The sequence below is a fragment of the Streptomyces griseosporeus genome (assembly GCF_014656055.1).
In the GTDB taxonomy this organism is placed as follows: Bacteria; Actinomycetota; Actinomycetes; order Streptomycetales; family Streptomycetaceae; genus Streptomyces; species Streptomyces griseosporeus.
This window is the reverse complement of sequence record NZ_BNBR01000004.1, coordinates 622,307-641,984: the sequence shown is the minus strand read 5'-3', so window position 1 is coordinate 641,984 and position 19,678 is coordinate 622,307. Positions and strand designations below refer to the sequence as shown.

At 72.1% G+C, this 19,678-nt stretch carries 20 protein-coding genes; 7 read left to right on the top strand and 13 right to left on the bottom strand.

Annotated features, from left to right (window positions below):
* Positions 1–14 precede the first annotated feature (14 nt).
* Entirely contained in the window at positions 15–1,175 is a 1,161-nt protein-coding gene (gene dusB, locus IE308_RS21870; RefSeq protein WP_373314550.1) for a tRNA dihydrouridine synthase DusB, read from the bottom strand.
* Between the two features lie 98 nt (positions 1,176–1,273).
* Here dusB and IE308_RS21865 point away from each other — a divergent pair, with 98 nt between their 5' ends.
* Positions 1,274–2,746 carry an MFS transporter gene (locus IE308_RS21865; protein ID WP_110628040.1) on the top strand — a complete coding sequence of 491 codons (1,473 nt, stop codon included), beginning with the start codon at positions 1,274–1,276 and terminating at the stop codon, positions 2,744–2,746.
* Here IE308_RS21865 and IE308_RS21860 read toward each other — a convergent pair.
* Complete coding sequence (locus IE308_RS21860) at positions 2,743–3,663, bottom strand: helix-turn-helix transcriptional regulator (protein ID WP_190219221.1); 921 nt, start codon at positions 3,661–3,663, stop codon at positions 2,743–2,745. The two genes, IE308_RS21865 and IE308_RS21860, sit on opposite strands and share 4 nt — an antisense overlap.
* 101 nt (positions 3,664–3,764) lie before the next feature.
* Here IE308_RS21860 and IE308_RS21855 point away from each other — a divergent pair, with 101 nt between their 5' ends.
* Entirely contained in the window at positions 3,765–5,195 is a 1,431-nt protein-coding gene (locus IE308_RS21855) for an MFS transporter (protein ID WP_190219220.1), read from the top strand.
* A 402-nt stretch (positions 5,196–5,597) separates the two neighbouring features.
* Here IE308_RS21855 and IE308_RS21850 read toward each other — a convergent pair whose 3' ends face one another.
* Together IE308_RS21850 and IE308_RS21845 are read right to left on the bottom strand one after the other, a co-directional pair.
* Positions 5,598–6,191: a TetR/AcrR family transcriptional regulator gene (locus IE308_RS21850; RefSeq protein ID WP_190219219.1), complete on the bottom strand. Its 594-nt coding sequence runs from the start codon at positions 6,189–6,191 to the stop codon at positions 5,598–5,600.
* 26 nt (positions 6,192–6,217) lie between these two features.
* Positions 6,218–7,228: an aldo/keto reductase gene (locus IE308_RS21845; RefSeq protein WP_190219218.1), complete on the bottom strand. Its 1,011-nt coding sequence runs from the start codon at positions 7,226–7,228 to the stop codon at positions 6,218–6,220.
* A gap of 163 nt (positions 7,229–7,391) precedes the next feature.
* On the opposite strand from IE308_RS21845, the gene IE308_RS21840 reads away from it, so the two are divergent.
* On the top strand, positions 7,392–8,438 hold the full coding sequence (locus IE308_RS21840) for a chitinase (protein ID WP_190219217.1): 1,047 nt from the start codon (positions 7,392–7,394) through the stop codon (positions 8,436–8,438).
* Positions 8,439–8,441: 3 nt separating this feature from the next.
* Here the strand turns inward: IE308_RS21840 and IE308_RS21835 are convergent, their stop codons facing one another.
* Positions 8,442–9,053: a LysE family translocator gene (locus IE308_RS21835; RefSeq protein ID WP_190219216.1), complete on the bottom strand. Its 612-nt coding sequence runs from the start codon at positions 9,051–9,053 to the stop codon at positions 8,442–8,444.
* 177 nt (positions 9,054–9,230) lie between these two features.
* Positions 9,231–10,613 (bottom strand): glycine--tRNA ligase, encoded by a 1,383-nt coding sequence (locus IE308_RS21830; protein ID WP_110628047.1) that lies wholly within the window; start codon positions 10,611–10,613, stop codon positions 9,231–9,233.
* Positions 10,614–10,776: 163 nt separating this feature from the next.
* Between IE308_RS21830 and IE308_RS21825 the strand changes: the two genes are divergently transcribed.
* Genes IE308_RS21825 through IE308_RS21810 form a run of 4 tightly spaced genes read left to right on the top strand, consistent with a single transcriptional unit; the run spans position 10,777 to position 13,905 of the window.
* Positions 10,777–11,733: a metal ABC transporter substrate-binding protein gene (locus IE308_RS21825; RefSeq protein WP_190219215.1), complete on the top strand. Its 957-nt coding sequence runs from the start codon at positions 10,777–10,779 to the stop codon at positions 11,731–11,733.
* Between the two features lie 20 nt (positions 11,734–11,753).
* A complete protein-coding gene (locus IE308_RS21820) occupies positions 11,754–12,521 on the top strand; it encodes a metal ABC transporter ATP-binding protein (protein ID WP_190219214.1) in 768 nt (255 codons plus the stop codon).
* Positions 12,521–13,423, top strand: coding sequence for a metal ABC transporter permease (locus IE308_RS21815; RefSeq protein ID WP_190219213.1), 903 nt, complete (start codon positions 12,521–12,523; stop codon positions 13,421–13,423). Before IE308_RS21820 ends, IE308_RS21815 begins: the two co-directional genes overlap by 1 nt.
* A gap of 59 nt (positions 13,424–13,482) precedes the next feature.
* Positions 13,483–13,905 carry a Fur family transcriptional regulator gene (locus IE308_RS21810; protein WP_190219212.1) on the top strand — a complete coding sequence of 141 codons (423 nt, stop codon included), beginning with the start codon at positions 13,483–13,485 and terminating at the stop codon, positions 13,903–13,905.
* Positions 13,906–13,969: 64 nt separating this feature from the next.
* On the opposite strand, the gene IE308_RS37260 is transcribed toward IE308_RS21810, so the two are convergent.
* The 7 genes from IE308_RS37260 to IE308_RS21780 all read right to left on the bottom strand — a co-directional run bounded on the left by IE308_RS37260 (position 13,970) and on the right by IE308_RS21780 (position 19,675).
* Positions 13,970–14,101, bottom strand: a complete 132-nt coding sequence (locus IE308_RS37260; RefSeq protein ID WP_268256489.1) for a hypothetical protein — start codon at positions 14,099–14,101, stop codon at positions 13,970–13,972.
* A 62-nt stretch (positions 14,102–14,163) separates the two neighbouring features.
* On the bottom strand, positions 14,164–15,000 hold the full coding sequence (locus tag IE308_RS21805; RefSeq protein WP_110628052.1) for an isoprenyl transferase: 837 nt from the start codon (positions 14,998–15,000) through the stop codon (positions 14,164–14,166).
* Positions 15,001–15,016: 16 nt separating this feature from the next.
* Entirely contained in the window at positions 15,017–15,763 is a 747-nt protein-coding gene (gene recO, locus IE308_RS21800; protein WP_110628053.1) for a DNA repair protein RecO, read from the bottom strand.
* Positions 15,764–15,823: 60 nt separating this feature from the next.
* Entirely contained in the window at positions 15,824–16,777 is a 954-nt protein-coding gene (locus tag IE308_RS21795; protein WP_190219211.1) for a hypothetical protein, read from the bottom strand.
* Positions 16,778–16,810: 33 nt separating this feature from the next.
* Positions 16,811–17,779: an SCO2521 family protein gene (locus tag IE308_RS21790; protein WP_190219210.1), complete on the bottom strand. Its 969-nt coding sequence runs from the start codon at positions 17,777–17,779 to the stop codon at positions 16,811–16,813.
* 1 nt (position 17,780) lies between these two features.
* Positions 17,781–18,761 carry an SCO2522 family protein gene (locus IE308_RS21785; RefSeq protein WP_190219209.1) on the bottom strand — a complete coding sequence of 327 codons (981 nt, stop codon included), beginning with the start codon at positions 18,759–18,761 and terminating at the stop codon, positions 17,781–17,783.
* Positions 18,758–19,675 (bottom strand): SCO2523 family variant P-loop protein, encoded by a 918-nt coding sequence (locus IE308_RS21780; protein ID WP_190219208.1) that lies wholly within the window; start codon positions 19,673–19,675, stop codon positions 18,758–18,760. The genes IE308_RS21785 and IE308_RS21780 overlap by 4 nt, the downstream gene beginning before the upstream one ends.
* Between the last annotated feature and the right edge of the window lie 3 nt (positions 19,676–19,678).

Below are 19,678 nucleotides of genomic sequence, written 5' to 3'. Positions count from 1 at the left end.
GGCCGGCGTCCCGGTCAGCCGCCGGAGGTGTCCAGCTCGGCGTCCTCGGTGACACCCGCGCAGTCGTAGGGGTCCTTCAGCCAGCCGTCGGGCAGGACGACGCGGTTGTTGCCGGAGGTACGGCCGCGCGGGCCGTCGGCGCCGGCCGGCCAGGGCTGGTCGAGGTCCAGCTCGTCGAGCCCGGCGCGCAGTTCCTCCAGGGAGGAGGTGATCGCGAGCCGCTTGCGCATCTCGGAGCCGACGGCGAAGCCCTTGAGGTACCAGGCGACGTGCTTGCGGAAGTCGACGACGCCCTTGGACTCGTCGCCGATCCACTCGCCGAGCAGGGTGGCGTGCCGGACCATGACGTCGGCGACCTCGCGCAGGGTGGGCCGTACGAAGTCGTCGGTCCGGCCCTCGAACGCGGCGACCAGGTCGGCGAAGAGCCACGGCCGGCCGAGGCAGCCGCGGCCGACGACGACGCCGTCGCAGCCGGTCTCGCGGACCATGCGCAGCGCGTCCTCGGCGGACCAGATGTCGCCGTTGCCGAGCACGGGGATCTCCGGGACGTGCTCCTTGAGGCGGGCGATGGCGTCCCAGTCGGCGGTGCCGCCGTAGTGCTGCGCGGTGGTGCGGCCGTGCAGGGCGATCGCGGTGACGCCCTCCTCGACGGCGATGCGGCCGGCGTCGAGGTAGGTGAGGTGGTCGTCGTCGATGCCCTTGCGCATCTTCATCGTCACCGGCAGGTCGCCGGCGCCGGAGACGGCCTCGCGGAGGATGGCCCGCAGCAGGTTCCGCTTGTAGGGCAGGGCGGATCCGCCGCCCTTGCGCGTCACCTTGGGGACCGGGCAGCCGAAGTTCAGGTCGATGTGGTCGGCGAGGTCCTCCTCGACGATCATGCGGACGGCCTTGCCGACGGTGGCCGGGTCGACGCCGTACAGCTGGATCGAGCGCGGCTTCTCCGTCGCGTCGAAGTGGATCAGCTGCATCGTCTTCTCGTTGCGCTCGACCAGCGCACGGGTGGTGATCATCTCGCTGACGAACAGCCCCTTGCCGCCGCTGAACTCCCGGCACAGCGTGCGGAAGGGCGCGTTGGTGATACCCGCCATGGGGGCGAGCACGACGGGCGGCTGGACGGTGTGCGGGCCGATCTTCAGGGCCGTGGCGGTCGTGGGCATTCCCCCATTCTGACCCATCGGTCCGCGGCGCCTCGACCGTGTTCCCTCCGGAGCACCCCGATCATGCAGCGGCCATTAGTTAGCCGCACTATCGAAATCGGCGTACGCTGGAGCGCATGCCCGAGCTGAGCCCTCGCCGACGCCTGCTCGTCCTCGCGATCTGCTGCATGAGCCTGCTGATCGTGAGCCTCGACAACACCGTCCTGAACGTCGCCCTGCCGTCCATGCAGCAGGACCTGCACGCCACGACGTCCGGGCTGCAGTGGACCATCGACGCCTACACCCTGGTGCTCGCCTCGCTGCTGATGCTCGCGGGCTCCACCGCCGACCGCGTCGGCCGCAAGCGGGTGTTCATGGCCGGCCTGGTCGTCTTCACGGCCGGCTCCGTCCTGTGCTCCCTCGCACCCGGCCTGTCCTGGCTGGTCGCCTTCCGCATGGTCCAGGCGGTCGGCGGCTCCATGCTGAACCCGGTCGCCATGTCGATCATCACCAACACCTTCACCGACCCGCGGGAACGCGCCCGCGCGATCGGCGTGTGGGGCGCGGTCGTCGGCATCTCCATGGCCGCGGGCCCGCTCGTCGGGGGCCTGCTGGTGGAGTCCGTCGGCTGGCGCTCGATCTTCTGGGTCAACCTGCCCGTGGGCCTGGCCGCCCTGGTGCTCACGCTGCGCTTCGTCCCCGAGTCCCGCGCGCCCCGGGCCCGCCGCCCCGACCCGGTCGGCCAGGTCCTCGTCATCGCCCTGTTCGGTGCGCTGACGTACGCCATCATCGAGGCGCCCGAGTCGGGGACCGCGCACGTCCTGCCCTTCGCGGCGGTCGCCGCGGCGGCCCTGCTCGCGCTGCTCGTGTACGAGCCCCGGCGCCCCGAGCCCCTCATCGACCTGCGGTTCTTCCGCTCCGCCCCGTTCAGCGGCGCCACCGTCATCGCGATCAGCGCCTTCGCCGCGCTCGGCGGCTTCCTGTTCCTGTCCACGCTGTACCTGCAGAACGTGCGCGGCCTGAGCGCCCTGCACGCCGGTCTGTGGATGCTGCCGATGGCCGTACCGACCTTCCTGTGCGCCCCGCTGTCCGGGCGGCTGGTCGGCAGCCGGGGGCCGCGGCTGCCGCTGCTGGTCGCGGGGGTCGCGATGACCGCGAGCGCGGTGCTGTTCGCGGCGTTCGAGGCGCAGACGTCGAACGTCACCCTCTTCGCCGGGTACGCCCTGTTCGGCATCGGCTTCGGCTTCGTCAACGCGCCGATCACCAACACGGCGGTCTCCGGCATGCCCCGCGCCCAGGCGGGCGTCGCGGCGGCGGTCGCCTCCACCAGCCGGCAGCTCGGGCAGACCCTGGGCGTCGCGGTGGTGGGCGCGGTCCTGGCGTCGGGCGTGGCCTCGGCGTCGTACCGGGACACGTTCGTCCCGGCCGCCCGTCCCGGCTGGTGGATCCTCGCGGGCTGCGGCGCGGCCGTGCTCGGGCTGGGGCTGCTCAGCAGCGGGCGGTGGGCTCGGGGGACGGCGGAGCGGACGGCTGCGCGGCTGGGGGACGGGGAGGGGGCCGGCGGCGGTGCCGCCGGCCGGGAGGCCGTGGGCGCGACCGAGCCCCGCTAAAGAGGGCTCGGCACCTGAAGAGGGCTCGGCGCCGGGAGGTCGCCCGCTGCCTTCGCCAGCGCGATCCCGTGCAGCCTCTCCAGGCGCTCCCGGGTCTCCTCGTCCGCCGGCACGTACGTCACCATCCGCGCCCCCAGCTCCGGGTTCAGCCACAGGTCCGTGTGGTCGACGGTTAGGCGGCCGACGTAGCGGTTGACGAACTCCTTGCGCTTCGTGCGGTGCGCGACCACCTCGTGGCGGTCCCAGTTCTCGCGGAAGTCGGCGGACGCCTCGCGCAGCCTGTTCAGCAGCATCTTCCAGGCCGGCTCACCCAGGTGGGACGCCATCGCCGCGCGGAAGCGGGCCGCCATCAGCCGCTGGGCCTCCTCCAGGTGCACGATCGAGGAGCGCCAGTCGTCGTTGGTGTGGGAGAGGATCAGGCAGTTGCGGTCCTCGGGCGGCACCGTGTCCAGGTCGCACAGCAGCTGACCGTAGGTGCGGTTGTAGGCGACGATGTCGTACCGGTCGTTCTGGACCGACGCCGGCACCGGCTCCAGCTGCTCCAGCAGGGCCCGCACCGACGGTGTGACCGAGGGGCAGCTCTGCGCCGGGGACGGGTCCACCGCGCCCGCCAGCTGGAACAGGTGCGCGCGCTCGCTCGCGTCCAGCATCAGGGCACGCGCCAGGGAGTCCAGCACCTGCACCGAGACCTGGATGTCGCGGGCCTGCTCCAGCCACGTGTACCAGGTGACGCCGACCGCGGAGAGCTGCGCGACCTCCTCGCGCCGCAGCCCGGGGGTACGGCGCCGGCGGCCGCGGGGCAGGCCGACCTGCTCGGGCGCGATGCGCTCGCGGCGGCTGCGGAGGAAGGCGGCGAGTTCGTGGCGGCGGATCTCGGGGGCGGGGGCAGACTCTCTCTCCTGGGCCAGCGTGGTCATGGTTCCAGGGTGCCCGGAGGCGCATCCTGTTTCCAGGTGCTCCTTGTACCAGGACAAGGAGACTCTGGTACCCCGCTGGGCGGCCGCGCAGGCTCGGTTGCGTGACCGAAACCGTAGCCTCACGTCCTGTCCGTTCCCGGCCCGGACCGTCCGCCGCGCTCAGCGGCGCCGGGCTGTTCACCGTCCTGCTCGCCGCGGCGCTCCCGCTCGTCGACTTCTTCATCGTCAACGTCGCCCTGCCGACCATCGGCCGGGACCTGCACGCCGGTGAGTCCGTCCTGGAACTCGTCGTCGCCGGGTACGGCGTCGCCTACGCCGTGCTGCTCGTCCTCGGCGGGCGGCTCGGCGACCTCTTCGGGCGGCGCCGGTTCTTCCTCGGCGGCATGGCCGCGTTCGGCCTGACCTCGCTGGCCTGCGGGCTCGCGCCGGACGCCTGGAGCCTCGTCGCCGCCCGGGTCGCGCAGGGTGCCGCGTCCGCGGCGATGCTGCCGCAGGTGCTGGCCACGATCCAGGCCGCCACGTCCGGGGCGCGCCGCGCCAAGGCCATGGGCCTGTACGGCGCCACCGCCGGCCTGTCCATGGTGGCCGGCCAGATCCTCGGCGGGCTGCTCGTCGCCGCGGACCTGTGGGGTACGGGGTGGCGGCTGGTGTTCCTCGTCAACGTGCCCGTCGTGCTGCTCGGGCTGGTGCTCGCCGCGCGGACCGTGCCGGAGACGCGGTCGCAGGCGCCGGAACCCGTGGACGGGCCCGGCACCGTGCTGCTCGCGGTGGCGCTGCTCGCCCTGCTGGCGCCGCTGACCGAGGGGCGGGCGGCGGGGTGGCCGCTGTGGACGTGGCTGTCGCTCGCCGCGTTTCCGCTGGCCGCGGGTGCCTTCTACGCGGTGGAGCGCCGGGCCGACCGGCGGGGGCGGACGCCGCTCGTGCCGCCGAGTCTGTTCGAGCTGGTGTCGTTGCGGCGGGGGCTGGTGATGATCCTGCCGTTCTCGATCGGGTTCAGCGGGTTCATGTTCGTCGTGGCCGTGGCGCTGCAGCGGGGGGCCGGGCTCGGGCCCGTGCCGGCCGGGCTGGCGCTGGCTCCGCTGGCGGTGGTCTTCTTCTTCACCTCGCTGGCCGGGCCGCGGCTGGTCGCGCGGTACGGGACGCGGGTCGTCGGCGCGGGCGCGGTGCTGCAGGGGATCGGGCTCGGGCTGATCGGGCTCGCCGCGTGGCAGTCCTGGCCGGACCTGGGCGTCGTGGCGCTGCTGCCGGGTGGGGCGGTGGCGGGGGCCGGGCAGGCGCTGCAGCTGCCGGTCATCTACCGGGTCGTGCTGTCCGAGGTGCCGGCGGGGCGGGCCGGGGTGGGCAGCGGCGTGATGTCGACGACGCAGCAGGCGTCGTTGGCGTTGGGGGTGGCGACGCTGGGGACGCTGTTCCTGTCGCTGACCCCGCATCTGGGGATGCGGGACGCTCTGCTGGTGACGTTGGGTGTGCAGGGGGTGGGGGTTGTGGTGACGGGGGTGTTGAGCTTGCGGTTGCCGCGGGTGGTGGGCTGAGGCGGTTGCCTGCGGCGGCTGGTGCGGGTGGGTGGGTGGTTGCTCGCGCAGTTCCCCGCGCCCCTGAATGCCTGCGGCGGCCCGTTTCTGTGGGTGGGTGGCTGGTGTAGCGCCTACGGCTGGGGGGTGGGTCGGGGCCGCGCCGGGGGGTATCCGTCCTCGGTGCGCCGCTGGGTACGGTCAAATTTGTGCCGCTTCTTTCCGGCGCCCGCTGCGGGCGGACACCCCCCGACACGTCCCCTTCCCGCCGTGGGCGACTGCAGCCCGCCATCGGCTGAGCTGCGGGCAGTCGTGCCGCTGGGGCGGCACGGGTGGGCGCAGCGGCACCCCGCAAGCGCCGGGCTGCGCGACCCACCCCCGGCCCGCACCAGCGCCGGGTGCCCAGGTGCAGGCACCTTCAGGTCAGCTTGTCCGCAGGCCTCGCACCAGCAGGTCCAGTACCGCGGTGAAGTCGGTCTCGATGTCGGGGCGGGTCCAGTCGCCCGCGTAGCAGGGGTCGTGGAAGCGGCCCGTCGTCTGGAACAGGGCGCGGGCCGTCCTCGCCGGGTCGGGCGAGGCGAACGCGCCCGACTCCACGCCCGACTCCACGATCCGCGCGAGCTGGCCCGTCAGGTCGGCGACATGGTCGGCGACCGCGCTGCCGCTCTCGTCCGTGAGGACCATGTACGTGGCGAAGAGCTCCGGATCATCCCCCGCCTTGCGCCGCTTCGCCGCGAAGAGCGTCGCCAGCCAGTCCCGCAGGCGTGTCTCGGGATCGCGCGAGGCGTCGGTCGCGATGCCGGACAGCTCCTGCGACGTACGGTCCAGCCACCGCTTCGTCACCGCCTCCCGCAGCGCGGCCTTCGTGCGGAAGTGCCGGTAGACACTACCGTGGCTGACCCCGAGCGCCCGGGCCACGTCCACCACGGTCGCCTTCGCGGGGCCGTGGCGGCGCAGCACCTCCTCGGTGGCTTCGAGGATGCGTTCGGCGGTCAGGGTCTCAGCGGTGGGTGCCATGGCCTAGACCGTACCCGGCGCGGTGTTCATCGTTCGCTGTCGAGCATCGCCATCTGCTCGGCGGCGTACCGGGTGCCCGCCACCGCCTCCGCCGGGACCGCCTCGTCGATGGCGTCGAGGTCGGCCCGGTCCAGGGTGACGTCCAGCGCGCCCAGGGACTCGGTCAGCCGCTCCCGGGTGCGGGCGCCGACCAGCGGGACGATGTCGTCGCCGCGGGAGAGCACCCAGGCGATGGCGATCTGCGCGACCGTGACGCCCTTCTGCTCGGCGATCTTGCGCAGGGCCTCGACGAGGGTGAGGTTGTGCCGGTAGTTGTCGCCCTGGAAGCGGGGCGAGTAGGCCCGGAAGTCGTTCGCGGCGAACTGCTGGTCCGGCGTGAAGTGGCCGGAGATCAGGCCGCGCGAGAGGACGCCGTACGCCGTGATCGCGATGCCCAGCTCGCGGGTGGTCGGGAGGATGTCCCGCTCGGGGCCGCGGGAGACCAGCGCGTACTCGATCTGGAGGTCGGCGATGGGGGCCGTGGCGGCGGCCCGGCGGATCGTGTCGGCGCCGACCTCGCTCAGGCCGATGTGCCGGACGTACCCCTTCTCCACCAGCTCCGCGATCGCGCCGACGGTCTCCTCGATCGGCACGTCCGGGTCGAGGCGGGAGGGACGGTAGACGTCGATGTGGTCGACGCCGAGGCGCTGGAGCGAGTAGGCGGCGAAGTTCTTCACGGCGGCCGGGCGCCCGTCGAAGCCGGACCAGCCGCCGTCGGGGTCCCGCAGGGCGCCGAACTTCACGCTGATCAGGGCGTTGTCGCGGAGGGCGGCGGGGGCGGTACGGAGTGCTTCGGCGATCAGCAGCTCGTTGTGGCCCATGCCGTAGAAGTCGCCGGTGTCGAGCAGGGTGACGCCGGCGTCCAGGGCGGCGTGGATCGTGGCGATCGACTCGTCGCGGTCGGCGGCGCCGTACATCCCGGACATGCCCATGCAGCCGAGGCCGAGGGCGGAGACCTGGGGGCCGGCGGTTCCGAGGGTTCGCGTGTGCATCGTCATGCCCCCACTGTGGCATGACAGATGACAGATTTCAATATCTGTCAGTCCATGCTTGTTAGTCCTGCTGGGTTGGTCCAGACCTATTGACTGTGGTCTGGACCAGAGTCACGCTCAGGGGTGTCATGTCTGCGACACCTCACCGCACCCCCACCGGGAGGCCCGCATGATCCGCCGTGTGCTCCGGCTCCTCGCCGCCGCCCTCGCCACCGCCTGTCTCACCCAGCTCCCCACCGCCGCCCCGGCCTCCGCCGCCGACACCTGCGCGGTGAAGTCCAAGCCGGCCGGGAAGGTCCTCCAGGGCTACTGGGAGAACTGGGACGGCGCCGCCAACGGCGTCCATCCGCCCTTCGGCTGGACCCCGATCACCGACACCCGCATCGCCGCCCACGGCTACAACGTGGTCAACGCGGCCTTCCCCGTCATCCGCTCCGACGGCACCGCGCTGTGGGAGGACGGCATGGACACCGGCGTGAAGGTGCCGAGCCCGGCGGAGATGTGCGCGGCCAAGGCCGCGGGGCAGACGATCCTGCTGTCCATCGGCGGGGCGGCGGCCGGCATCGACCTCAGTTCCACCGCCGTCGCCGACCGGTTCGTGGCGACGATCGTGCCGATCCTGCAGAAGTACAACTTCGACGGCATCGACATCGACATCGAGACCGGCCTCGTCGGCAGCGGCAGCATCGGCCAGTTGTCCGCGTCCCAGGCCAACCTGATCCGCATCATCGACGGCGTCCTCGCCCGGATGCCCGCGAACTTCGGCCTCACCATGGCCCCGGAGACGGCGTACGTGACCGGCGGCAGCATCACCTACGGCTCCATCTGGGGCGCGTACCTGCCGATCATCAAGAAGTACGCCGACAACGGCCGCCTGTGGTGGCTCAACATGCAGTACTACAACGGCAGCATGTACGGCTGCTCCGGCGACTCCTACGCCGCCGGCACCGTCGCCGGTTTCGTGGCCCAGACAGACTGCCTGAACCGGGGCCTGGTGGTGCAGGGGACGACCATCAGGGTGCCGTACGACAAGCAGGTGCCCGGCCTGCCCGCGCAGTCCGGCGCGGGCGGCGGCTACCTGGCGCCGTCCCAGGTCGCCGAGGCCTGGCGGCACTACGGCGGCGCCCTCAAGGGCCTGATGACCTGGTCGGTCAACTGGGACGGCTCGCGGAACTGGACCTTCGGCGACAACGTCAGGGCGCTGCAGGGGCGTTGAGCCTCACGGCGCCGTGAGGGCCAGCTTGGTGCCGAGCGCCAGGAACGACCCCGCGAAGCCGCGCCGCAGCCAGGTCATCACCCGGGGCCGGGAGGTGATGTGGCCGCGGACCGCGGCGGCGAGGACGCCGTACCCGGCGAACACCACGAACGTCGCCGCCATGAACACGCCGCTGAGGGCGAGCATGCGGGGCACGGCGTGCGGCTCGGCCGGGTCGACGAACTGCGGCAGGAACGCGACGAAGAAGATCGTCAGCTTGGGGTTGAGGAGGTTGATCAGGACGCCGCGGACGATGACCCGGCCCGCCGAGCCGGGGCCACCGGAGGTGTCGAGGCTGATCGCCTCCTTGTCCCGCAGCGTCGCCCACGCCATGTGGAGGAGGTAGGCGACCCCGGCGTACTTGAGGACCTGGAAGGCCGTCGCGCTCGCGTTCAGCAGCGCGGCGAGGCCGGTGACGGTGGCCAGCACGTGCGGGACGATCCCCAGCGTGCTCGCGAAGGCCGCGAGGACACCGGCCCGGCGCCCGTGGGCCAGCCCGGCGGCCAGGGTGTGGACTACGCCGGTCCCCGGCGTGACGACGACGATCAGGGTGGTGAGGAGGAAGGCGAGGCTCATGCCCTCACCCTGGCGGCGGAATGGTCCAGGAGACAGAGCCAAAGGCGGCTCGGTTGAGAGGACCAAAGAGCAGGCGAAAAAACGCCCACCCACCAGCCGACCGAGTCGGGTGGTGGGTGGGCGACAGGCCGGGGGTCCAGGGGGCGGAGCCCCCTGGTACGGCGCCGGCAGCAGGTCTCAGCAGCCCAGCAGGCGGGCGGCGAGGTAGCCCTCGACCTGGTCCAGCGACACGCGCTCCTGCTTCATCGAGTCCCGCTCGCGCACGGTCACCGCGTTGTCCTCGAGCGTGTCGAAGTCGACGGTGACACAGAACGGCGTACCGATCTCGTCCTGGCGGCGGTAGCGGCGGCCGATGGCGCCGGCGTCGTCGAACTCGATGTTCCAGTTCTGCCGCAGCGCCTGGGCGAGGCCCTTCGCCTTCGGCGACAGCTCCGCGTTGCGGGACAGCGGGAGGACGGCCACCTTCACCGGGGCGAGGCGGTGGTCGAGGCGCAGCACCGTGCGCTTCTCCATCTTGCCCTTGGCGTTGGGCGCCTCGTCCTCGACGTAGGCGTCGAGCAGGAAGGCCAGCATGGTGCGGCCCACACCCGCCGCGGGCTCGATGACGTACGGCGTCCAGCGCTCGCCGGTCTCCTGGTCGTGGTAGGAGAGGTCCTGGCCGGAGGCCTTGGAGTGCGCGCTCAGGTCGTAGTCAGTGCGGTTGGCGACACCCTCCAGCTCGCCCCACTCACTGCCGCCGAACTGGAAGCGGTACTCGATGTCGGCGGTGCGCTTGGAGTAGTGGGAGAGCTTCTCCTTCGGGTGCTCGTACCACCGCATGTTCTCCTCACGGAGACCCAGGCCGGTGTACCAGTTCCAGCGCTGCTCCATCCAGTATTCCTGCCACTGCTCGTCCTCGCCCGGCTTGACGAAGAACTCCATCTCCATCTGCTCGAACTCGCGGGTGCGGAAGATGAAGTTGCCCGGCGTGATCTCGTTGCGGAAGGACTTGCCCATCTGCGCGATGCCGAACGGCGGCTTGCGGCGCGAGGCGGTCCGCACCTGGGCGAAGTTGGTGAAGATGCCCTGGGCGGTCTCGGGGCGCAGGTAGGCGATGGCGCCGGAGTCCTGGGTCGGGCCGAGGTGGGTGGAGAGCAGACCCGAGAACTGCTTGGGCTCGGTGAACTGGCCCTTGGTGCCGCAGTTGGGGCAGTTGATGTCGGCGAGGCCGTTCGCCGGGGCGTGGCCCTTCTTCTCCTCGTAGGCCTCCTCCAGGTGGTCCGCGCGGAACCGCTTGTGACAGGAGGTGCACTCGGTGAGCGGGTCGGTGAAGGTGGCGACGTGGCCGGAGGCGACCCACACCTCGGGGGCCAGGATCACGGACGAGTCGATACCGACGACGTCCTCGCGCGACGTCACCATGTAGCGCCACCACTGGCGCTTGATGTTCTCCTTGAGCTCGACACCCAGCGGTCCGTAGTCCCAGGCGGCCTTCTGACCGCCGTAGATCTCACTGCAGGGGAATACGAAGCCACGGCGCTTGCTCAGGCTGACGATGGTGTCGATCTTGTCGGCGGCCACGGTGCTCTCTTCATTACGACGACGGGCGTTGAAGCGAGGCGCTTCACAGCGAATGCCTCAGGGTACCGGCGCAGGCTGCCCCTCAATCAAATCGCCCCTTGCCCCGAAGGGCCTCCCGAGACCTTGTTGACAACGGTTTCCAGTTTTGTTGAAAATGAGTGTCATGAACGTACGACGACGCCTCATACCCACGGTGGCCACGGCCGCGGTCACGGCCCTCGGTCTCGCCACCCTCTCCGCCTGCTCCGGCAGCGCCGCCGCGGGCAACACGGACAAGTTCGACGTCGTCGCGTCCTTCTATCCCATGGCCTACCTCGCCGAGCAGATCGGCGGCCCCCATGTGCACGTCACCAGCCTCACCGAGCCCGGCCAGGAGCCGCACGACCTGGAGATCAGCGCCAAGCAGACCGCACAGCTCCAGGAGTCCGACGCGGTCCTCTGGCTCCAGGGCCTGCAGCCCGCCGTCGACAAGGCCGTCGACCAGTCCGAGGTCAAGACCAAGATCGACGCCGCCGGGCTGACCTCGCTGGAGGAGCACGGCAACGAGGTCGGCGGTCACGCCGCCGGGCACGACGACGAGCACGGCGAGGAAGCCGGCGGCAAGGACCCCCACATCTGGCTCGACCCGGTGAAGTACGCCGAGGTCGCCGAGGGCGTCGGCAAGGCCTTCGAGAAGGCCGACCCCGACCACGCCGCCGACTACAAGAAGAACACCGCCGCCCTGGTCGCCCGGCTCGACGCCCTGAACACCGAGTTCAAGAACGGGCTCGCGCACACGAAGACCAGGACCTTCATCACCACCCACGCCGCCTTCGGCTACCTCGCCGAGCGCTACGGCCTCACCGAGGAGGCCATCTCCGGCCTCGACCCGGAGTCCGAGCCGAGCGCCGCGCGCGTGAAGGACCTGGAGAAGATGGCGAAGGCGGACGGCGTCTCCACCGTCTTCTACGAGACGCTCGTCAGCGACAAGACGGCCAGGACCATCGCCGAGGACGCGGGCCTGAAGACCGACGTCCTCGACCCGGTCGAGGGCATCACCGACCACTCCCGCGGCGACGACTACATCCAGGTCATGCGGGCCAACCTCAAGGCCCTGCGGACCGCCCTGGGAACCAAGTGAGCACCCCCGTGGAGGACGGCATGACCGAGCCCGTCATACGCCTGAGCGGCGTCCGCGCCGAGCTGGGCTCACGGCCCGTCCTGCGCGGCATCGACCTCACCGTCTCCCGCGGCGAGGTCGTCGCCCTGCTCGGCGCCAACGGCTCCGGCAAGTCCACCGCCGTGCGCAGCGTCATCGGCCAGGTGCCGGTCAGCGCGGGCGAGATCGAGCTGTTCGGCACCCCGCGGCGCCGGTTCCGCGACTGGGCCCGCGTCGGGTACGTCCCGCAGCGCACCACCGCCGCGGGCGGCGTCCCCGCCACGGTGACCGAGGTGGTCTCCTCCGGGCGGCTCTCCCGCGCCCGCTTCGGCGTGCTGCGCAAGGCCGACCACGCCGCCGTACGCCGGGCGCTGGAGCTGGTCGGCATGGCCGACCGCGCCAGGGACTCCGTCGACGCGCTCTCCGGCGGCCAGCACCAGCGCGTGCTCATCGCCCGCGCGCTCGCTTCCGAACCCGAGCTGCTGATCATGGACGAGCCGATGGCCGGCGTCGACCTGGCCAGCCAGGAAGTGCTCGCCGAGACCCTGCGCGAGCAGGTCGCCGCCGGCGCGACGGTGCTGCTCGTCCTGCACGAACTGGGCCCGCTTGAGCCCCTCATCGACCGGGCGGTCGTCCTGCGCGACGGCTGCGTCCTGCACGACGGACCGCCCCCGAAGGCCGTCGGCCAGCACGCGCTGCCCGGCCACGACCACGTCCACCCGCACGCTCCGGCGGGCGCCGAACCGATCCGCACGGGACTGCTCAGCTGATGGAACTCCTCGACTACGCCTTCATGCAGCGGGCCCTGCTGGCCGCCGTACTGGTGGGCATCACGGCCCCGGCCATCGGTATCTACCTCGTGCAGCGCCGCCAGCCCCTGATGGGCGACGGCATCGGGCACGTGGCCATGACCGGCGTCGGCCTCGGCTTCCTGCTGAACGCCTCGCCGGTGTGGATGGCCACCGCCGTCTCCGCGCTCGGCGCGGTCCTCATGGAGCTGATCCGCTGGTACGGCAAGACCCGCGGCGACATCGCCCTCGCGATGCTCTTCTACGGTGGCATGGCCGGCGGCGTGATGTTCGTCAACCTGACGCCGGGCGGGTCCAACGCCAACCTCAGCTCGTACCTGTTCGGCTCGCTGTCGACGGTCTCCCCGTCTGACGTGACGGCGATCTCGCTCCTCGCGGCGTTCGTCGTCGTGGTCACCCTGGGCCTGCGGCGGCAGCTGTTCGCGGTCAGCCTGGACGAGGAGTTCGCGCGGGTCACCGGCCTGCCGGTGCGGGCGCTGAACCTGCTCACCGCGATCACCGCGGCCGTCACCGTCACCGTGGCCATGCGGGTCGTGGGCCTGATCCTGGTGTCCGCGCTCATGGTCGTCCCCGTCGCCGCCGCCCAGCAGCTCAGCCGCAGCTTCGCCGCGACCTTCGCCATCGCCGTGGCGATCGGCGTCACGGTGACCATCGGCGGCACCGTCACGTCGTACTACCAGGACGTGCCGCCCGGCGCGACGATCGTGCTGCTGACCATCGCCGCGTTCATCGTGCTGACCGCGCTCGCCGCGCCGCTGGCCCGCCGCCGCGCCCGGGCGGCGGCCGCCGCGGGGCCCGCCGGGGACCCGGTGGAGTGCGCGATTCCGGCCAGCCGGGGCGCGGGCGACGAGCTCGGCGTCTGACCGGGCACAGACCGGGCTGGCAGAATGGCCCGGCAAGCCGCAGACGTGAGGAGGCATCGGTGACGACCGCTGGACCGCCCGTGAAGGGCCGCGCCACTCGGCAGCGTGCCGCCGTGGCGGCGGCCCTGAACGAGGTCGACGAGTTCCGCAGCGCCCAGGAACTGCACGACATGCTGAAGCACAAGGGCGACTCGGTCGGGCTCACCACGGTCTACCGCACCCTGCAGTCCCTCGCCGAGGCCGGCGAGGTCGACGTCCTGCGCACCTCCGACGGCGAGTCCGTCTACCGCCGCTGCTCCACCGGCGAACACCACCACCACCTCGTCTGCCGTACCTGCGGCAAGGCGGTCGAGGTGGAGGGCCCCGCGGTGGAGAAGTGGGCCGAGGCCATCGCGGCCGAGCACGGCTACGTCAACGTGGCCCACACGGTGGAGATCTTCGGCACCTGCGCGGACTGCGCGACGGCCGCGGCCGAGGACTGAGCGGCCGGCCCAGGAGGGCCGAGCGGAGGCCAGGAAGAGCCGAGCGGAGAAGGTCCGGCGCGGCTCAGGGCGGGGTGTACCGCCGGTCGGTACCCGTCGCCGGCAGCAGCCCGCCGACGGCCGCCGTCACCGCGACCGCGAGCAGACCGGCGGCCGGCGGGGCGCGGTTCCCCCGCAGCCCCGGGAACGTCTCCATCTCGCGGCGGCCGGGTCCCGCCCCATGTCCACGACCATGAGGCGGGATCGTGAAGGCCCCGGTCAGGACTCCTGGCGGCCCTCCATGGCCAGCAGTTCCTCGTTGGGGATGGCGCCGCCGAAGCGGCGGTCGCGGGAGGCGAACTCCAGGCACGCGCGCCACAGGTCGCGGCGGTCGAAGTCCGGCCACAGCACGTCCTGGAAGACCATCTCGGCGTACGCGCTCTGCCACAGCAGGTAGTTGGAGGTGCGCTGCTCGCCGCTGGGCCGCAGGAACAGGTCGACGTCCGGCATGTCCGGGTAGTAAAGGTACCGCGCGAACGTCTTCTCGTTGACCTTGGACGGGTCGAGACGGCCGGCGCGGATGTCCTCGGCGAGGGCCTGCGCGGCGTCGGCGATCTCGGCGCGGCCGCCGTAGTTCATGCAGAAGTACAGGGTGAGCCGGTCGTTGTCCTTGGTCTGCTCCTGCGCGATCTGGAGCTCCTTGGCGACCGACTTCCACAGCTTGGGCATCCGCCCCACCCAGCGCACCCGGATGCCCAGCTCGTCGAGCTGGTCGCGGGTCTTGCGGATGAAGTCGCGGTTGAAGTTCATCAGGAAGCGCACCTCGTCGGGCGAGCGCTTCCAGTTCTCGGTGGAGAACGCGTACAGGGAGATCGCGCCGACGCCCATCTCGATGGCGCCCTGGAGGACGTCGAGGACGCGCTCGGCGCCGACCTTGTGCCCCTCGGTGCGGGGCAGGCCCCGCTCCTTCGCCCAGCGGCCGTTGCCGTCCATGACGATCGCCACATGGTTGGGGACCAGCTCGCCGGGGAGCTTCGGCGGCCGCGCGCCGGACGGGTGCGGCTCAGGCGTCCTGTACTCCCGGCGCTGCCGCCCGAGGAACCCGCGTACGACCATGTGTTTCTCGTCTCCCTTACTTTTCCACGTACCGGAGCGACCGCAGCCCGCGCTCCAGGTGCCAGTGCAGATAGGCGGACACCAGCCCGCTCCCCTCCCGGACGTACCGCGGCTCGCACGCGTCCGCGGTCTGCCAGTCCCCCGTGAGCAGCGCGCCGAGCAGCTCCAGCGTCTGCGGCGACGGTACGACGCTACCGGGCACCCGGCAGTCCACGCACAGGGAGCCTCCGGAGGCGACGGAGAAGAAACGGTTCGGGCCCGGCATGCCGCACTTCGCGCAGTCGCTGAAGCTGGGCGCGTAGCCGTTGACGGCGAGCGAGCGCAGCAGGAAGGCGTCGAGGACGAGGTGCGGGGCGTGCTCGCCGCGGGCGAGGGTGCGCAGGGCGCCCACCAGCAGCAGGTACTGCTGCACGGCGGGCTCCCCCTCGTGGTCGGTGAACCGCTCGGCCGTCTCCAGCATGGCCGTCCCGGCGGTGTAGCGGGCGTAGTCGGTGACGATGCCGCCGCCGTACGGGGCGATGGTCTCGCTCTGCGTGCACAGCGGCAGCCCGCGCCCGACCAGCTCGCTGCCGCGCGCGAAGAACTGCACGTCGACGTGGGAGAACGGTTCGAGGCGGGCGCCGAACTTCGACTTGGTCCGGCGCACCCCGCGGGCCACGGCGCGCACCCTTCCGTGCCCCCGCGTGAGCAGCGTGATGATCCGGTCCGCCTCACCCAGCTTCTGGGTGCGCAGCACGATGCCGTCGTCGCGGAACAGACTCATGGGGCCATTGTCCCGTACGGCGGGGTGCGGTGTGCGGGCTTCGGCCGCCGGTCTGCCCCGTCAGTCCGCGTCCGTCCGCAGGCGGGCGTCCCAGAGCCGGCCGAACCGGCTCATGCGGCGGGCGACCTGCGCCCCGTGGGCGTCGAGCCGGGCGCTGGGGTTGCGCCCCTGCACGTCGTGGGTGATCTCGTAGTACAGCTCCTCGTCGAAGATGACGACGTCGAGCGTCGCACCCGCGCTGATGCGAGGCGGCAGCTCGGGCAGGACGACCACCCCGACCTCGATGCCCGCGTCCTGCTGGAGTTCGAGGATGTGCCGCAGCTTGTCGTTGAGCCCCTCGCGGTCCTTCACCATGAACAGCCGCTTGATCTCCACGCCGTGTTCCTGGATCGCGTCGCGCTGCACCTCCAGGTAGTAGGCGGCGGTCGCGGTGTCCCAGAAGGCCGTCTCGACGAAGCTGCTGGTGGCGTGGATGCTTTTGCGGGCGGATCGGGTGAGTTCGATGAGCAGGTCGTTGTTCTCGCCGGGCCAGTCGGCGCTCTGCGAGGTGAGCTCCGTCACCATGCGGGCGAGCCGGGTGATCTCGGCCTGGACGAACTTCTCCAGGAAGCCGTCGCCGTGAGCCCCCACCTGCGCGGCGCTCCTTGCGAGCCGGGCGACCTCGTGGGACGGCATCCCGGCAGCGTCCAGCGCCGTGAACAACTCCGTCACCTCGCTGACCCGGCTGAAGCCCCGGTCGACCAGCTGCGCCATGTGCCGCCCGCTGCGCTGTTGCCCCACCTCGACCGTGCCCAGCCGCTGTTCGAAGTCGACCATGTACTGGACGATCAGCACGGCGCCACCGATGACGACGGCCAGGGCGAGCTGCCACAGCTGTTCCTGGGACTGGTCGATGAGGTTGGTGAGGACATAGGTGAGCGTGCCCACGGACACCGTCACCAGGATCTTCAGCACGACGGGCGGTATGCGCAGACCGCCCGCCGCGGGACCGGGGGTTCCCGGCTCTTCGTCCATGCCTGCCTCTTCCGGGTTCGTCGGGTCGCCGGGTCAGCTCGGGGACAGCGCCCGGTGCAGCAACGGGATTGCCTGAAGTGCGAGTTGGTCGCGGATGCGCTGGACCTGCGTCTGCCACTGGCGGGTGAAGCCGGGTGCCTCTTCCAGCGCATCCCAGACAGCGGTCAGGGACCGGTCCACGTGGGCTCGGGGCATCCACAGGTGCAGCAGGTGGTCGACGGCCGGGCGCAGCGCCAGGACCGCCGCGGGTCCGTCCGCCGCGGCGAGCCGGCTGTCGTCGAGCATGTGCGCGAGGGTGGTCAGCAGCCAGTCGTGCAGCGCCAGGTCCTCGCACATCCCGGCCGCCGCGGCGGCCGCCACGCCGTCCGGCAGCCGTAGTTCCACGGTCCGCAGCCCGTCCTCGGCCAGGGTGAACCGCTCCAGTGCCGCCTTGTCGCCCTCGGGCACCCGCCGCGCGACCCAGCGCATGCGGGTGCGACGGGACTTGAACGGGGTCCTGTGGTCCAGCAGAGGGTGACGCACGAGCCGGGCCGACAGGTTCTCGGCGATGATCCCGAGGTCCAGCTCTCCGCGCCGGGCGCCGCGCAGCACGCCCTCGGCCACCGCCCGCACCGGCAGCCTGCCGAACGGCTCGGCCAGGCCCGGCCGTACCAGGTACTGCCCCCAGGGGCGGCGCGCGTCGGGGCCGGTGGCCGGAAGGGAGACGTACGCGGTGGTCTGCAGCACCCGCCCGGAGGTCAGGGCGGCGCGGGCGGCGACCGTGCCGACGGCCCGGTTCCTGGCGCCGCCGGCGGCCGGCAGCGGGCAGTCCACGCCGGTGAGGATCTCGGGTGACAGGACGCGCGGGACGGGCCGCTCGGAGACGAGGACGTGGTCGTCGGAGCGCAGCCTGAGCAGCTGGGTGGCGGCCCGGACGTCCAGTGCGTGCAGGGACGGCAGCAGTCCGGTGCGCACCTCGCCACACACGAGGACCGGTCGCGCGGGGGGCTCTGGTGCGGTCATGTCAGTTCCCCTGCGGCGGGTCGGCGGGGTCCTCGTAGAAGACGTACGTGGCACGCTGGGCGATCTGTTCCGGCACGGGGACGCCCTCGCGTGCGGACCGGTCGGCGACTTGTGCGAGCGCGCCGGCATCGACGTCGACCTGGTCGAGGACGACGCGGACGGCGTCCTCGACGGCGAGGAAGCTGTTCGGCAGGAGCGTGCAGGTGCGGTAGGCGCTGAAGGGGGCGGCGGAGTCGCGGAGCCGGAGCAGTGGGGGCAGGCGGTCCCAGTCGTGCGGGAAGTCGCGGCCGGTCCAGGGGGCCGGAGTGAGGACGGGCTCGCCGAGGTGGCGGAGCAGGCCGAGGCGGGCCAGCTGCCAAACGGCGGCCAGGAAAGGACAGGACCACAGGCGCCCGCCGTCCCGGTCGGACCACAGCTCGACGTCGACGAAGACGGAATGGTTGCGGGCGGCCGTCTCCTGCGGCGGCTGCCACTCGGCGAGTTCCGCCATCGCGCTGCGGGCGGCGGTGGGGGTGCGCTGCCCGTTGGCCAGCCAGCCGGTGCGGCTGACGGGCGGGCGCGCGCCGTGGCTGCCGGGCGGCGGTGACTCGACGAGGCGGTGGCTGACGGACTCGGCGAGTTCCAGCCGGTCGGCGCTCGCGCAGCCGGATTCGCGGGCCAGGTAGTCGATGACCAGGCCGGCCCGGTCCGCCTCGGCGAGGACGAGGGGAACGATCTCGGCGGGGGTGGAGAAGCGGGTGAAGTAGTCGTCGATGAGGAAGCAGGTGCTGATGCGGGGGCGGCGTTCGCCGATCCGGCGGGCGGCTGCGGCGCGCGCGGCCTCGGCCCAGATCCGCACTTCGGCGAAGTGGGCGCGCAGGCGTTCGGGACCGGCCTCGAAGTCCTCCATGTACAGGTGGCCCAGCTCCAGGGAGAGGTGGGCGAGCGGCAGGGCATGGATGCGCGGCTGCGCGCCGGTCTCGCGGTAGACGGCCTCGCTCACGCCTGCTCCCAGCACTTGTCGTCGGTGAGGCGGTGGGCCAGCTCCCCCAGTGCCTCCCAGGTCTCCCGGTTCGCGATCTGGCTGACGACCACGTCCTCATCGGTGATCAGTTGCTCGCGCCACTGCAGGACCGGGTCCAGCGGGACCGTGCCGAGCACCGTGCGGTGGCCGGCGCCGAGGACGGAGGCGAGCTGCCGGAGGTCTTCGTCGGTCCTGCGCATCCACGCGGACTGGGTGGGGGTGACCTGCGACCACAGCGGGGACTCCAGATCGGGTACGCCGGAGCGGACGAATCGGACGCCGGCGCGCAGCGCGTCCTCGTCGTGACCGCGGGCGACGCCGCCGGCGACGATGCCGCGCGGGCCGAAGGCGAGGTGGGCGGCGGCGGTCACATGCTGGCGGGTCCAGCGGTGGAAGACCAGCCAGCGGCTGACGACGGCGCGCATCTCGGGCCGGGCGGTGGCCGCGAGGACCATGTCGACGGCGTAGCTTCGGCCCGCGCTGAGGTCGACCAGGATCAGGTCGTACTCGCCGTCGAGCCGGAGCAGCAGGTCGACGCACCGGTGCAGGTTCTCGCCGGTCGCGGCGAACTCGCCGCCGCTGAGGTCGCCCGGGAACAGTTCGAGGCGGCCGGTGCCGGGCGGCAGGTCGCGCAGCACCGGGTGCTCGGTGCGGGCCCAGACGTCGATGCGGGCCGGTTCGCCGGCCTCTCCGGCGAGGTAGGCGTGCAGTCCGCGGTCCTCGGCGGCGGCGCGGGCGTCGAGCACGTCGAAGACGGCCGCGGCGGTGGGCGAGCCGAAGTCGAAGTCGAGGTAGCAGACGTGGTCGCCGGCGAGCGCCCGGCGGTAGGCGAGGTTGGCGCCGGTGACGGAGCGGCCCGTGCCTCCCTTGTCGGAGGCGGCGAAGATCAGCACGGT

Excerpts from the sequence above, each read along its gene's own strand:
- dusB (WP_373314550.1), bottom strand. The coding sequence starts at position 1,175 with ATGGGTCAGAATGGGGGAATGCCCACGACCGCCACGGCCCTGAAGATC.
- IE308_RS21865 (WP_110628040.1), top strand. The coding sequence starts at position 1,274 with ATGCCCGAGCTGAGCCCTCGCCGACGCCTGCTCGTCCTCGCGATCTGC.
- IE308_RS21860 (WP_190219221.1), bottom strand. The coding sequence starts at position 3,663 with ATGACCACGCTGGCCCAGGAGAGAGAGTCTGCCCCCGCCCCCGAGATC.
- IE308_RS21850 (WP_190219219.1), bottom strand. The coding sequence starts at position 6,191 with ATGGCACCCACCGCTGAGACCCTGACCGCCGAACGCATCCTCGAAGCC.
- IE308_RS21845 (WP_190219218.1), bottom strand. The coding sequence starts at position 7,228 with ATGACGATGCACACGCGAACCCTCGGAACCGCCGGCCCCCAGGTCTCC.
- IE308_RS21840 (WP_190219217.1), top strand. The coding sequence starts at position 7,392 with ATGATCCGCCGTGTGCTCCGGCTCCTCGCCGCCGCCCTCGCCACCGCC.
- IE308_RS21835 (WP_190219216.1), bottom strand. The coding sequence starts at position 9,053 with ATGAGCCTCGCCTTCCTCCTCACCACCCTGATCGTCGTCGTCACGCCG.
- IE308_RS21825 (WP_190219215.1), top strand. The coding sequence starts at position 10,777 with ATGAACGTACGACGACGCCTCATACCCACGGTGGCCACGGCCGCGGTC.
- IE308_RS21820 (WP_190219214.1), top strand. The coding sequence starts at position 11,754 with ATGACCGAGCCCGTCATACGCCTGAGCGGCGTCCGCGCCGAGCTGGGC.
- IE308_RS21815 (WP_190219213.1), top strand. The coding sequence starts at position 12,521 with ATGGAACTCCTCGACTACGCCTTCATGCAGCGGGCCCTGCTGGCCGCC.
- IE308_RS37260 (WP_268256489.1), bottom strand. The coding sequence starts at position 14,101 with ATGGAGACGTTCCCGGGGCTGCGGGGGAACCGCGCCCCGCCGGCCGCC.
- IE308_RS21805 (WP_110628052.1), bottom strand. The coding sequence starts at position 15,000 with ATGGTCGTACGCGGGTTCCTCGGGCGGCAGCGCCGGGAGTACAGGACG.
- recO (WP_110628053.1), bottom strand. The coding sequence starts at position 15,763 with ATGAGTCTGTTCCGCGACGACGGCATCGTGCTGCGCACCCAGAAGCTG.
- IE308_RS21795 (WP_190219211.1), bottom strand. The coding sequence starts at position 16,777 with ATGGACGAAGAGCCGGGAACCCCCGGTCCCGCGGCGGGCGGTCTGCGC.
- IE308_RS21790 (WP_190219210.1), bottom strand. The coding sequence starts at position 17,779 with ATGACCGCACCAGAGCCCCCCGCGCGACCGGTCCTCGTGTGTGGCGAG.